The organism is Microbulbifer rhizosphaerae (assembly GCF_014191725.1).
GTDB classification, from domain to species: domain Bacteria; phylum Pseudomonadota; class Gammaproteobacteria; order Pseudomonadales; family Cellvibrionaceae; genus Microbulbifer; species Microbulbifer rhizosphaerae.
Genome location: NZ_JACHWZ010000001.1, coordinates 243,783 through 257,325, shown reverse-complemented (window position 1 = coordinate 257,325; position 13,543 = coordinate 243,783). Strand labels below are relative to the sequence as shown.

The following is a 13,543-nucleotide window of genomic DNA, read 5'->3' as shown; positions in this document are numbered from 1 at the left end:
GCTCTCTAGTCCTCGGTCTTTCTAATCAATACCCGCTCTTCGGGAGCCGGCACGTGCATATCCAGTTTTTCCCTCGCCACCTGTTCGATACGGTTGTAGGCAGACCAGGCGCCGCGCTCCAGCAGCAGGCGCTCCTGTTCATAGCGAAGCTCATCGCGGGTGTGCTGCGCTTCCACCAGCTCCGCAGTGAGTGCACGGCTACGGTGGGTGCTGTAAACCACCGCCAGCGAGGAGGTGATGGCGGCCAGCCATAGCGCGGTCACCACCAGTATCCTCTTCCCGCTCACGGCAGTTTCTCTCCACCCAACCTTTCGGCCACCCGCATTACCGCACTGCGTGAGCGCAGGTTTTCATCCACTTCACCGGCTTCGGCGCGGACCGCTTTGCCCATGGAGCGCAGTTTCCTTGCGATCTGGCTGTCCATCACCGGCAGGCCGCGGGGCAATTTCGGCCCGCGCTCCTGGTCGCGGATAAAGCGCTTTACCAGCCGGTCTTCCAGCGAGTGGAAGCTGATCACTACCAGCCGCCCGCCGGGGGCGAGCAGTTGCAGGGATTTTTCCAGCGCCTGCTCCAGGTCTTCCAGCTCTCCATTTATATGGATACGGATCGCCTGGAACACCCGCGTCGCCGGGTGCTTGCCCTTTTCCCAGGCGGGATTGGCCACCTTGACCACTTCCGCCAGGTCCAGGGTGCGCCGGAAGGGCTTTTCTGCCCGGCGCCGCACTATGGCTGCGGCCATACGCCGGGCGAAGCGCTCTTCGCCGTATTCCCTGAAGACCCGCGCCAACTCCGCTTCCGACTCGCTGTTGACCCATTCGGCAGCGCTGATGCCGCGGCTGGTGTCCATGCGCATATCCAGCGGGCCGTCCTGCATAAAGCTGAAGCCCCGCTCGGCCTGGTCCAGCTGGGGGGAGGACACGCCCAGGTCGAGCAGGATGCCGCTGACTTCTCCGCGATGTTCTTCCGCGGCCTCGTCCATTGTGGCGAAGGAGCCGTGCCAGATGGTGAAGCGCCTGTCATCGGCAAAGCGTTCGCCGGCATAGGCCACCGCCTGGGGGTCCTTGTCGATACCCAGCAGACGCCCCTCGCTGTTCAGCCGCTGCAGGATCGCCGCGCTGTGTCCGCCGCGACCGAAAGTGCCGTCTATATAAAAGCCGCCCGGGTCGGTGACCAGGGCGTCCACGGCTTCGCGCAATAGCACGCTGCGGTGCAGTTCTTGCGACAAACAGCTTTTCTCCTCTATTTTTAGGCCCGGACGATTGGGCTCTGGGGCGGCCCTGCTACCGGTAGCTGTTTGCGAGGCACGCCGTATACCCATCCCTGGGGGCTTGTCGGCGAGGTCCCTCTCGCCAACAGTCTCGCAAACAGCTACCGGCATCAGGGCCTTCGCATCACGCTTGCCGACTCACTTTGAGTCTCCAAAAATCATAAAGAGAGCGAAGCCATCTCTTCCGGCATCTCGCCCTCTCCCTCACTGCTGTCGAGCCAGTCCATCCAGCGGTCCTCACTCCACAGCTCCAGTTTCTTACCCTGCCCCACCAGCATCAGTTTCTTTTCCAGGCCGGCGTATTCGCGCAGGGTCGGCGGAATCAGTACGCGGCCGTTGCCGTCCACCTGCAGCTCGCAGGCGTAGCCGATCAGCAATCGCTGGGCGCGGCGCGCCACTTTGTTGAAGCTGGACAGGGCCTCGATCTTGGGCAGGATTTCCTGCCACTGGGGCTCCGGGTACACCAGCAGGCAGCGCTCTTCGGTATGGGCGGTGACCACCAGGCGGCCGGCACAATCTTCCAGCAGCGAGTCGCGGACCCGCGCCGGAATGGCCAGACGCCCTTTGGCGTCCATATTGATTGCGTGGCTGCCCAGATACACTTTTTGTCCAAGCCTGCTGTTCAAATACCCGTGGGTGCATTGTTGTGTAGTCGTGGGTTTGCGCGTTTTTCATCCACACACTGGTGAATACCCACTTACAAACTCAAATAAACCACCAAACTCCACAAATTTCCACTTTTTTCCACTTGCGACACTATAAATCTGGTCTGCACAAAGTCAAGGAAATCAACGGCAAAATGCCGCGAAATCCCAGTAATTTCGCGGCCTGCAGGGGGTAACCGGTGAGTTGACAGAGGGTTTTCGGCACCGCAAATGCGCCGTGAAGCAAGCACTTACTTATTCAAGATGAGATATTACTTTAACTTCGGCCTCGATGGGATTGAATCCACATCTGTTAGCGAACACTAACAGAGTATTGACCGAATGGCGGGAAATTTAACGGAGCGGAAGGAAGGGCGCGGCGGGAATGCTTTTCCCGCCAGGTTCATTTCGGCAGCGGAACGGAGGGAAAGGAACCGCCCGCCGGTCATATATGATGCAAAGTTGATGGACAGGCTCCGAAGGCTGACCGTTGCCCCAACCGGGGCGCGGCCGCACCCGTCAGAGGTATTTGGCCCAGGCGCGGTTGGTGCCGTGCTTGAACCGGGCGAAGGCCTGAGCGGGGAAATAGAGCAGCACCGACAGCAGTCCCGCGATCAGCCAGATCCACCAGAGGTGGTCAACACCGAAGCGTTCGCCATGGTTGGGACCGAAAATCACCAGCAGGATCTCGTAGCCGACCAGCAGGACGTAGAGGTGCAGGATGTAGAAAAACATCGGCACGGAACCGAAGGTCTCCAATATATCGGGCATTCTGCCGCCGCGGTTTTCGAACCACGCCAGCAGCAAAAACATCACGCCGAGCGTCATCAACAGGAATGACAGCGACGGCGGGTATTTGGTGAAATTGACAAAGGACATCAACGTCTGCAGCGCAGTCTGCCCATCAACCCAGGGAAGCGTTTCACCATAGAGATTAAAACCGCGTAACACCAGCAACAGTGCCAGACAGCCAAGTCCCAATGCCAACAGCATTTTCCGGCGGTGCACAGAGTCCACTGCACGCGCGTAGAGTGGACCGGCAAAATATCCCAGCAGAATGACGCCGATCCAGGGCAGCACCGGATAGCTGATCTTGATGCGCAGGGTTTCGCTGTCCAGCAGGAAGCCGCGGTCGTGGAGTATGGTCCAGAGGCTGTAGCCGAATTCGCCGGGAGAAAAACTGATCGGGGTCAACAGGTTGTGGCCGAAAACGATCAGGAAACCCAGCGCGCCGATTATCCAGTAGCGCAGTTTTACCAGCAGGGAGAGCGCGATCATGCTCAGGCCAATGGCCCAGATAACCTGCAGCCACAGGGTTTGATAGCTGCCAAGCCAGGAAAAATTGATCAGCGCCATCTCGAGGAACAACAGAAAAATTCCGCGCTTGAACAGAAAAGTACTCGGCGAGCGGAGCCCTCCTCTCGCCGGATGGGCGTACAGCCAAGCGGACAGGCCGGTCAGAAATATAAAAGTGGGCGCGCAGAAGTGGGCCGACCAGCGGGTAAAAAACAGGCCGGGCGAGGTGCTGGTCACATCCATCGGATCGGAAACCTGCATATGCAGGTAGAGCCTTTCCCGCACGTGGTCGACCAGCATCAGCAGGATCACCAACCCACGCATAATATCGATCGACGCGATACGCGACCTGGTGACAGCTTCTCCCGAAGCCGTAGCGGCTGAAGAAAAAACTGGTACGGTTGTTGAAGTGCTATTCATAGAATTGACGCTCCCTATCGCATTACAGACTGTAACGCATGCCCAGGGTATAAGTAAGCGGGGCGCCGGGCATGGTCCACCATTTGTGGGTCCGTTCTGCGGGTCGCCGAGAAACCGGCTCACCGGCAGCACCTCCGGGTCGCCGTCGATGGCGACGATGCCGCGGTCGAACAGGGCCTCCTGCTCCACCAGCTCCAGCTCGTACGACAGGGAGGTGCCGTCGGAGAGGTTGAACAGCAGGGAGGGGTTCAACGCGTACTTCTGCGGTTCGGTATGGTTCCGCCCGGCTCGCTGCGCCCGTATAGCGCCGAACCGGGTCCTTTCATCACCTCGATGCGCTCGATATTGGAGATATCCCGGAGGCCGCTAAAGCCCCGGCCGGCATTGAAGCCATTGATCAGGTATCCGGAGGGTACATTTTCGTCACCGGCAAAGCCGCGGACGGCGAAACTGTCCCAGAGCCCGCCGAAATTATTCTGGCGCGCCACGCCGCTGGCGAAATCCAGCGCACCCTGAAACTCCACGACGCCCATTTCGGCGAGCGAATCGCCGGAGAGAACCCGTATCGCCTGCGGCAGGGATTCCAGCGGCGTATCGCCGCGGTACGGCTGCTTCTTGGAGACCACGACCACCTCTTCCAATTCCTGCTGGGAATAATCACCAGCCAGGAGGGAAGGGCTTCCCAATAGAAAAATGACGCCTGCGAAGGCCAGATGGCGGGAAGGCAGTTTCGGTTTTGTTTTCATAATCAAGTCTTAGTTATGATGCATCATATCATTCTATGATCCGCAGAGACTTCGATCAACAGTTGGGTCGCAGGGCAAAGAAAAGAAAGATTTCAGCCTTTCCAGAGGGCGGAGATAAAACAAAGGGGTAAACAGCGAAAAGCGATCCCCTCCGCGACTGACTCGCGGAGGGGAAGCTGAAATTGTCGAGCTGGCCTGTAAGCCGGGTTCTGTCGAGGACAATCATTCATCTGGGATGTGTGTCGCCACACACCTCAAGCGACCTACCCGCCCCCAGTGCGGGTCACACCTGTAGGGGGCCTATTTGGTCTTGCTCCGGACGGGGTTTACCATCGCCGCAGACTGTTGCCAGCTGCGCGGTGCGCTCTTACCGCACCGTTTCACCCTTACCTGTGCCCGCTTTCGCGGGCCATCGGCGGTCTACCTTTCTGCTGCACTTTCCGTAGGCTCGCGCCTCCCAGGCGTTACCTGGCGTCCCACCCTATGGAGCCCGGACTTTCCTCCACCGCCCCACCCGAAAGCAGAGCGACAGCGATTGTCCGGCCAGCTCGCGGCGAAGGGTAATGTGGCGGGAAGGGGGATGCAAGGGATATTGACTCGGGACTCGGGACTCGGGACTCGGGACTCGGGACTCCAAAAGTATCGCGGAGTTTGAATCGAAGGCCCTGATGCCGGGGGCTGTTTGCCGGACCTTACGCGGCCAGGGACGGCCGCGTAGAGCGTACAGGGATGTATTTACGGGGGGGGCGCCTAGCCCGTTTCCGGCAAACAGCCCCCGGCATCAGGGCCGCCACTGAACTGGCTACAGAGTCCAGAGCCCTTCGAATGCTTTCAGATCAGGTCCCTGGGTATTTTTACGTCCCAGTTGTCGGAATAGACCCGCTTCTTTCCCTCGTAGGCGTCCAAGGCGGCGTGAATGCAGAAATGGGAGGGGGTGGAATCGAGCACCGTGTGGGTTACCGTGCGGATTTCCCAGTCTCCCCGCCGGTAACCCCACTCCCAAAGCGTCTCCCCCCGCGGGGAGGTGTAATCGTATCCCCGGTAGCTGTACCACTCCAGGGCCTTTCGCTGCATCTCCAGGTCCACCGATTCGATGTGAACGACACCGTCATCGTTAATCACCTCCAGGGTGGAGATGTCGGTTTCCAGATCCCGGATCACGCGCCACTTGTGCTGGCCCGCCTGGACCCTCCGGGTGGCCAGGGGCCGGGCACCTTCCGGCGGGGGAAAGGCGATGGCCTGATCCTCGGCGTCCCGGCGGGGGCGCTCGGGCAGCACCAGGCGGCTGACTCCGGTAAAGATGGTCAGCCGAACCGGCTCCGGGGCCGGCCAGGCCAAAGGGAAGTAGGAGGTGGAGATCGACAGCCGCAGACGGTTGCCCGAGGGAAAGGAGTGACCGATGTTGTTGAGCTCCATCCGGATGCGGTAGCGCTTGCCCGGCTCCAGGGGCCGGGGCGCCTCCGACCCTTCGCGGTGGGTGAGGTTGAGCAGTCCGTAGGTCACCCGGGTCGCCTTGTCGTCGGGAGCAACGTCGGACAGGCGGACGGCCAGCATCGCCACCGGCCGGTCGGCGGCGAGTTCCAACTCCAGCCGGGGGGCCCCGAGGATCTCCAGGGATTCCCCCAGTTGAGCGGAATCGAAGACCAAAGCGCCACCATCCTCTTCGCGCTGGTCGTGGGGCAGGTCCGGGGTGGCGGCGTAGGAACACCATTTGCCGGCGAAAAGCCCCACCGAAAGGGGAGACTGTATGGTCATTATTTTCTCTGCCACTTCCGCCCCGGGCCATTCCAGGGTCCCGGGGCTGGCCAGAGTCAGGGGATACTCCCGGTTGTTCGGCGAGGGCCACTCGGGTTCTCCAACCCAGCGGCCGGGGCGCTCCTCATAGAAGGTAGTGGGGGGCTCGTGATCCTGCATCCAGGCCCGGAGCATGGGCTCGTCCATGATCCCGGTCTCCTTCCCCTTTAACCAGTGATCCCACCAGCGCAGGCATTCCTGGAGGAACCCGATGGCGGGCCCGGGGATTCCCTGGTGGGGATACTTATGGCTCCAGGGCCCCACCAGGCCCAGGCGGGGCACTTGCAGCTTGGCCAGCAGCCGGAATACCGCGTTGGTGTAGCCGTCCGCCCAACCGGAGACGGCCATTACCGGACACTGGATGGCACTCCACTCCTCGCAGACCGAGCCGTGCTTCCAGTATTCGTCCCTTCGCTGATGGCGCAGCCACTTCTCCAGCCAGAAACCACTGCCCCGGAGTCGCTGAAACCACAGTTCCCGCCATCGCTCCCCCACGATCTGCGGATCCGGCGGCAGGGAGTTGAAGGCGAACATGGTGGAGGCCCAGGAGAGGTTGTCCCCCAGCAGGCAACCGCCCATATGGTGGACGTCGTCCGCGTAGCGGTCGTCGGTGGAGGCCACACTCACCACGGCCTTGAGTTCCGGGGGCCTGAGGGCGGCGATCTGCAGTCCATTGAAGCCGCCCCAGGAGATCCCGATCATGCCCACCTTACCGTCACACCAGGGCTGTCGGGCGATCCAGCGGAGGATCTCCACCCCGTCGTCGAGTTCCTGCTGCAGATACTCATCTTCCAGCACGCCTTCCGAATCCCCGCTTCCGCGAATGTCCACCCGAACGCAGGCGTAGCCGTGGGCAGCGAACCATGGGTGCATGATGTCGTCCCGGGCCCGTGTGTTATCCCGTCGACGGTAGGGAATGTACTCCAGGATGGCGGGAACCGGGTCGGCTTCGACGTTCTCCGGCATCCAGATCCGCGCCGCCAGCCGGGTTCCGTCGCTCATGGGAATCCACGCGTGCTCGATATCGCGGATCGGTCGCGGCAGGGGATCGATGATCTTCAAGGTGCGACTCCTTCAAAGACGTCTGTCGTCATCCGGCCTGAGCCGGCCTCTCGCCGGGCAGAGACTGGAACTCCAGGGGCAGCCTCTTTGCCAGTTCGCGGTAGCGGGCCTCGAGTTCGCGATGGTCCCGGCCGCCCATGAAGATCACGGCTACCTCGTAGCTGTAGACCTCCTGGCCGCGGAGTTCAGACAGACGATCCCCCTCTTTCACTTCGACCTGGATCCGCGCGCCGGGGAATTCCGACTCCAGAGCAGTGAGTTCAGCCGCGGTGGGAACCCGGGTGACGATCCCGTCCTCGAAGCGGCGCAGCATGAATTTTGTAGAGACGCTGTGTTCGCCCTCCCAGCGGGGAAAATCCGGCTTACGCCCCAGCGCCACGTCCACCGCCACCTCGTGATGGGAGGCTCCGGCCACGTCGGCGAACAGGGGGGAGTGGGACTTGGATATCCGGGTATTGACCTCCAGCAGCCGGATCCGGTCGCTCTCCCGATCCCAGTAAAACTCTACGTTGAAGGGGGTGTCGTCCAGGTCCAGGGCAGGCACGGCCCGTTCGGTGACGGCCACCATCCGTTCCCTGACCTCCCGCGGCAGTTGGGAGGGAAATTCGTAGCGGGCGAAGGAAGAGCGCAGCGCCCCTTCGCGAATGGAGTCCACCGTGCCGTAGACCACCACCTTGCCATGCTGGATATACCCCTCGAGGGTGCACTGCCAGCCGTCGATGGGCTTCTCCAGCACGCAGTGGTTGGCGTCGATTTCCCGGGGAATGTTGGCCGGGAGACCGGCGCGCTCCATCAGGCGAGCGAAGGGGTCGCCAAAGCGGCCGATCCCCTCCCGAATTCCCGACAAGGCCTGGCGCAGCTCCCGGGGATCCGCCACCCGATAGACCATCTGGGAGGAGAATCCGATCACCGGCTTGATCCAAAAGGGGAAATCCAGCTCGATCTGATCCTCCGCCTCCGGGTCGAAGGGGTTCAGGCTCTGGAAATCAGGAATGTGCCCGGGGATCACCTCGCGCTGGCGAAGTCGGCTCCAGTACTTGTGATCGGCGATCAGGGTGGCGGCGAGGCTGGCCCCGGGAAGCCCGTGATCCCGGCGGAAGACGGCCAGAAGTGCCGTGGTGGGAAAGTCCCAGTGACCGATGATGGCATCCACCGGGACGCCAGCCCCCGCGAGTTCCCGCCTCCCATGCTCGATCATGTCCTCGATGGGATAGGTCTCGGGATTGACCACCATGTCATAGGGCAGAAGGCCGTGGAAGGCATAGGCGTCGGCATTGCGAATGGTCTGCAGTTGCCGGAGATGGAATTCATCCAGGCCGATGACAAAGACGTGGGTCGTCATGCCAGGCTCCCGCATTGATTGGTTCCGCTGCCCGGAACGGGCCCTCTAGGGAGATTAGTCGCTAACCGGGCATCGGCCATTGTCACGGCCCTTGATTCGGTTCCACTCGATTCGGTGGTCACTCTGTTTCCAATCAAGCTCTCACTGATTCGTCATACCGGCGCAGGCCGGTATCCAGTCCAGTGGCATCTGGGTTCCGGTACCGGATCAAGTCCGGCATGACGTTCCTGCGCCGGAACGACGACAGCGCGTCGTAGGGGCGAGATGCGAAAGTCCCGATGCCGGTGGCCTTTTGCGAGACAGTGACTCGGGCCATCCATGACCCCCGCCCTACGGGGACTTCTGCTCCAGGCTCCAGTTATACAGGACCTTCTTGTTCACACCGGTGATCTCCGCACCCAGAGCGGCGGCGCGTTTGGGTGGAAGCTCCGCGAGCAGCAGTTTCATTATCCGCTCGGCCTCGCTGTCCAGCGCTTCGCCCTGGCGCAGCTCCGCGCCGCGCACCAGCAGCACGATTTCGCCGCGCTGCTGGTCGCTGTCCGCGCGCACCCAGGCGACCAGCTCCGCCAGCGGGGCCAGGCGAATGGTTTCGAACGCCTTGCTCAGCTCCCGCGCGATCACTGCCTCGCGCTCGCCGCCAAAGGCTTCCGCCATCGCCTCCAGGGTGTCCACCACCCGGTGTGGGGCCTCGTAAAACACCAGGGTCCGCTCCTCCCCGGCCAGTTGCTCAAACAGCTTCGACCGGGCCTGTGTTTTGGCCGGCGGGAAACCCTCAAAGCTGAAACGGTCGCTGGGCAGGCCGGCGGCGCTGAGCGCGGCGACGAAGGCGCAGGGGCCGGGAACCGGCACCACGCGAATACCCCGCGCGTGCGCCTCCCGCACCAGGCGGTAGCCCGGGTCGGAAATCAGCGGCGTGCCCGCATCGGAAATCAACGCAACTGTCTGGCCCTGCTCCAGCCTCTGCAGGATCTGGCCAGTGCGCCTGTCGTCCGAGTGGTCATGGTAGGCGACCAACGGCGTATCGATATTGAAGTGGGAAAAAAGTCTCCGACTGTGACGTGTGTCCTCCGCAGCAACCAGATCGGCGCATTGTAGAACTTCGACAGCTCGCGGTACCATATCGGCCAAATTACCAATAGGCGTAGCGACGATATAAAGCAGCGCCTGATCCGGCCCCATAGTTCACGACCCCATAGTTCAAACAAGAGTTAAGTTTTGCGGGAGAAAAATATGTCCGCCCCGTCCCGGCGTCCCCTTTACCGGTGCACGCCCCCGATTATTGCCGGCCTGCTGGCCCTGGCTCTCGCCGCCTGCCAGACACAGGCGCCGAGGCCGGGTATACAGATTCCAGTAGGTTCCGACAGCGCCAGCCGCAGCAGTGCCGTACAGCTGCTGCACAGCGCCCGGGGCCTGCCCTCGCCGGAGCGCGACCGCCAGCGCCTGCAGGCGGCGGCCATTCTATACAAGCTGGGCGATAACACGACCGCCAAACAGGCTGTTACCGGCATCGAAGCGAAACAGCTAAACGATGTGCAGTACGCCCAGTACGCGCAAGTGTACGGCAGTTTGCTGGCCGCCGAAGACGAATTCTTCCGCGCCCTGGACCTGGCCGCCGCGCCGCGCCTGGAAAATGCCTGGTTGCAGCTGCCGCCGGAAACCGCCCTGCCCCTGCGCGACCTGCGCGCCGATTTATGGGGCCTGCTCGGTGACCTGGACAGCGCCATCGCCGAGCGCCGGCAGATTGCCGCCCTGGCCCGCGATGAGCGGGACATTGCCGCCAACAACGACGGCTTCTGGCAACTGCTGACCCAGTTGCCCTCCAGCGAACTGCAACTGCGCGCCGCAGAGAGCACCGATTCCATCATGCGCGGCTGGTACCAGTTGGCCCTGCTCGGCCGCGACACCCAGACCGATATCAGCTCCCAACTCGCCGCCCTCAGCCGCTGGCGCCAGCAGTGGCCGCTCCACAGCGCCAGCCGCCAGCCGCCCCAGGCGCTGCAACTGCTCGAACAACTGGCCACCCAAAGTGCCGATCGCATCGCCCTGTTGCTGCCGCTTTCCGGGCCGCTGGGAAGCGCCGGGCGCGCAATTCGCGACGGCTTCATGGCTGCCTACTACACAGCCCTCGATTCCGGCGCCCCCACCCCCAATATCCAGGTGTACGACACCGGTACCCAACAGCCGTTTGAAGAGATCTACCAGAGTGCGGTGGACAACGGCGCTCAGGTGATTGTCGGCCCCCTGGACAAAAGCAAGGTCGCCAACCTACTGGCCACGGAGAAACTGCCGGTGCCAACCCTGGCACTGAACTATGCCGGGAATTGGGGCGACAGCGGCCGCCTCACCGACGACCTGGTGCAGTTCGGCCTCGCCATCGAGGACGAAGCCCGCCAGGTGGCCCAGCACGCCTATCGCCAGGGCCACCGCCAGGCGATGATCCTGGCTTCCGATGCCGGCTGGGGCCAGCGCGGCGCCGAAGCCTTTACCGAGGAGTGGCTGCTCCTGGGCGGCACAGTCAGCATCAGCAGGAACCACCGCGACAACAGCAACTTCTCCCAGCTGATCAGCGACGCCCTGTTGATCCCCGACAGCAAGGCGCGGGAGAGCGCCCTACGCAGCAAGCTGGCGGCACCGCTGAAGTTCACTCCGCGCCGGCGCGGCGACGTGGACATGGTATTCGTGCTCGCGCAGCCGCAGCAGGCCCGGCAGATCAAACCCATGCTGACCTACTTCTACGCCGGCGACCTGCCCGTATACGCCACGTCCCAAGTGTACTCGGGCGAGGTAAACCCCAACCGCGACCGGGATATCAACGGTGTGCGCTTTACCGCGCTGCCCTGGCTGTTCGAGAGCGACAACCGCACCAAGCAGAATATCGAGAGACAGGCGGCCCCGGCCCCGGCCTTCGCGCGCCTCTACGCCCTGGGCGCCGACGCCTTCCGCCTGTTCCCGCGCCTGCCCATGCTGCGCCAGTTCCCGCAGCAGCGGGTACACGGCCTCACCGGCGCACTGAGCCTGTCCGCGGATGGCCGCATAGTGCGCGAACAGATATGGGCCCGTATCGAAAAAGGCGCACCGGTGCCGGTAACCACTGCGTCCGAGCCGGCGCCCGGCGACGAACCCATGGAACTCAGCGGCTACAGTGAAACTTTTTGACCGCCCCACGGCCACAGGCAATGTGGGTGCACAGATGGAGGAGGCCGCGGCGCGTCACCTGCAACGCGCCGGACTCAAACTGGAAGCGCGCAACTACCGCTGCCGCCGGGGCGAAATCGACTTGATCGCCCGCGACGGCGACACCCTGGTGTTCGTGGAAGTGCGCTATCGCCGCAACAGTCACTACGGCTCCGCCGGAGCATCGGTGGACCATCGCAAGCAGCGCAAACTGCTGGCCGCCGCGGATAATTATTTGCAACAGCACAAGCTGGATTGCCCCTGTCGCTTCGATGTCGTCGCCATCGAAGGCGAGGCTGGAAACATCCAGTGGATAACCAACGCCTTCGGGGCCCCGTAGGGGCGAACCTTCTGTTCGCTCGATAAAGGAAACAATGGAACAGCGAGTTGTAACCCTCTTCCACCGCAGCCTGGAAGCCACCATGAACGCCGGCGAATTGCTCGCCCCACTGATCGCCGAGGCCAGCGATATGGTGGTGCACACGCTGCTGGCGGAAAATAAACTGCTGCTCTGCGGCAACGGCGTGAGCGGTGCCCTGGCGCAGAGTTTCTGTTCACAACTGGTGGGCGGTTTCCAGCGCGAGCGCCCCGGACTGCCCGCCATCGCACTGAACAGCGATGCCGTCTCCATCGGCACGGTGGCGCGCAATCACGGCCGCGCGGAATCCTTTGCGCGGCCGGTGCGCGCGCTGGGACAGCCCGGCGACCTGCTGGTAATCGTCAGCGGGGACGGCCGCGACTCCAACCTGGTTCAGGCCGTGCGCGCCGCGCGCGACCGGGATATGGGCATACTCGCCCTCACCGGCGGCGACGGCGGCGACTGTGCAGCCCTGTTGGATACCCACGATATCGAGCTGCGTGTACCCTCCGAAACTGCGGCCGAGGTGCACCAGGTACACCTGTTAACCATTTTCTGCCTGTGCGATCTGATCGACAGCAGCCTGTTCGGTGGCTACGAGGACTGAACCATGCATAAAATCCACACAACTCGCAAAACTACCCTTTTCACCGCCTTTGCACTTGCCGCGACACTGGCCGGCTGCACCACAGTGTTAGAGGCCACCCACGACGGCCCCATCCAGCAGGACCCAGGCAAACGCTCCCTGGGCACCTATATGGATGACCAGAAAATGGAGACCGTCACCACGGTCAATATCAACAAGGCGCACCCGGACCTGAAGGCATCCAATATCAATGTCAATGCCTTCAATGGTGTCGTGCTGCTCACCGGCCAGGTCCCGGACAATGAGCTGCGCCTGCTGGCCGGACGCACTGCGCAACAGGTGCAGAATGTGCGCCAGGTGTACAACGAGATCCAGGTGCGCGGCAACGTGTCCCTGCTGGCCAGTTCCAGCGACGCCTGGCTGACCACCAAAGTCAAAAGCGTGCTGTTGGCCAACGACGAGATAGACAGCGGCCGTATCAAGGTAATCACCGAAAACGGTGTGGTCTATCTGATGGGACTGCTGACTCGCGCCGAAGCGGAACGGGCGGCGGATGTGACCCGCGGTATCGGCGGGGTACAGAAGGTGGTCAAAGCCGTGGAGTACATCGACTGACGCCCACCCACTTCGCCGGCTCGATTTCCTCTGTAGGAGCGGCCCATGGCCGCGATCGGGCTCTCTGACTGAACCCCACCATCGATCGCGGCCATGGACAGATTTTTGCCCCGGCCGCTCCACGCATTCGCGGCGCCTTCGGCCCTGCAAAATCTGCATTTCCGCTGGGCGGCATTCCGCTGGGCGGCACCCGGCCATCCCTGGCGGTCGCCGCTCCTACAAAGTGCTAAATAAAAAAC

The 13,543-nt window shown here is 62.5% G+C and carries 12 protein-coding genes and 1 other RNA gene; 4 read left to right on the top strand and 9 right to left on the bottom strand.

Translation table 11 applies throughout. The features are described 5' to 3' along the window. Window positions 1–5: 5 nt before the first annotated feature. The 9 genes from ftsL to rsmI all read right to left on the bottom strand — a co-directional run bounded on the left by ftsL (window position 6) and on the right by rsmI (window position 9,750). On the bottom strand, window positions 6–287 hold the full coding sequence (gene ftsL / locus FHS09_RS01010; protein ID WP_183455757.1) for a cell division protein FtsL: 282 nt from the start codon (window positions 285–287) through the stop codon (window positions 6–8). Next, window positions 284–1,225 carry a 16S rRNA (cytosine(1402)-N(4))-methyltransferase RsmH gene (rsmH, locus tag FHS09_RS01005; RefSeq protein ID WP_183455755.1) on the bottom strand — a complete coding sequence of 314 codons (942 nt, stop codon included), beginning with the start codon at window positions 1,223–1,225 and terminating at the stop codon, window positions 284–286. The genes ftsL and rsmH overlap by 4 nt, the downstream gene beginning before the upstream one ends. 200 nt (window positions 1,226–1,425) lie before the next feature. Next, entirely contained in the window at window positions 1,426–1,869 is a 444-nt protein-coding gene (gene mraZ, locus FHS09_RS01000) for a division/cell wall cluster transcriptional repressor MraZ (RefSeq protein WP_183455753.1), read from the bottom strand. Between the two features lie 561 nt (window positions 1,870–2,430). Then, on the bottom strand, window positions 2,431–3,879 hold the full coding sequence (locus FHS09_RS00995; protein WP_246394199.1) for an acetyltransferase domain-containing protein: 1,449 nt from the start codon (window positions 3,877–3,879) through the stop codon (window positions 2,431–2,433). Continuing rightward, window positions 3,876–4,373 carry a Plug domain-containing protein gene (locus FHS09_RS00990; RefSeq protein ID WP_221191716.1) on the bottom strand — a complete coding sequence of 166 codons (498 nt, stop codon included), beginning with the start codon at window positions 4,371–4,373 and terminating at the stop codon, window positions 3,876–3,878. Before FHS09_RS00990 ends, FHS09_RS00995 begins: the two co-directional genes overlap by 4 nt. A gap of 182 nt (window positions 4,374–4,555) precedes the next feature. Further along, window positions 4,556–4,924, bottom strand: an RNA gene (rnpB, locus tag FHS09_RS00985) — RNase P RNA component class A. 280 nt (window positions 4,925–5,204) lie between these two features. Next, window positions 5,205–7,229 (bottom strand): CocE/NonD family hydrolase, encoded by a 2,025-nt coding sequence (locus tag FHS09_RS00980; protein WP_221191715.1) that lies wholly within the window; start codon window positions 7,227–7,229, stop codon window positions 5,205–5,207. Between the two features lie 28 nt (window positions 7,230–7,257). After that, entirely contained in the window at window positions 7,258–8,571 is a 1,314-nt protein-coding gene (locus tag FHS09_RS00975) for an ATP-grasp domain-containing protein (protein ID WP_221191714.1), read from the bottom strand. Window positions 8,572–8,901: 330 nt separating this feature from the next. After that, on the bottom strand, window positions 8,902–9,750 hold the full coding sequence (gene rsmI / locus FHS09_RS00970; RefSeq protein WP_183455749.1) for a 16S rRNA (cytidine(1402)-2'-O)-methyltransferase: 849 nt from the start codon (window positions 9,748–9,750) through the stop codon (window positions 8,902–8,904). A 51-nt stretch (window positions 9,751–9,801) separates the two neighbouring features. On the opposite strand from rsmI, the gene FHS09_RS00965 reads away from it, so the two are divergent. Genes FHS09_RS00965 through FHS09_RS00950 form a run of 4 tightly spaced genes read left to right on the top strand, consistent with a single transcriptional unit; the run spans window position 9,802 to window position 13,304 of the window. Beyond that, window positions 9,802–11,727: a penicillin-binding protein activator gene (locus tag FHS09_RS00965; RefSeq protein WP_183455747.1), complete on the top strand. Its 1,926-nt coding sequence runs from the start codon at window positions 9,802–9,804 to the stop codon at window positions 11,725–11,727. Beyond that, window positions 11,714–12,085, top strand: coding sequence for a YraN family protein (locus tag FHS09_RS00960; RefSeq protein WP_183455745.1), 372 nt, complete (start codon window positions 11,714–11,716; stop codon window positions 12,083–12,085). The genes FHS09_RS00965 and FHS09_RS00960 overlap by 14 nt, the downstream gene beginning before the upstream one ends. Window positions 12,086–12,119: 34 nt before the next feature. Then, a complete protein-coding gene (locus FHS09_RS00955) occupies window positions 12,120–12,710 on the top strand; it encodes an SIS domain-containing protein (protein WP_183455743.1) in 591 nt (196 codons plus the stop codon). Between the two features lie 3 nt (window positions 12,711–12,713). Next, window positions 12,714–13,304: a BON domain-containing protein gene (locus FHS09_RS00950; protein ID WP_183455742.1), complete on the top strand. Its 591-nt coding sequence runs from the start codon at window positions 12,714–12,716 to the stop codon at window positions 13,302–13,304. Window positions 13,305–13,543: the final 239 nt, after the last annotated feature.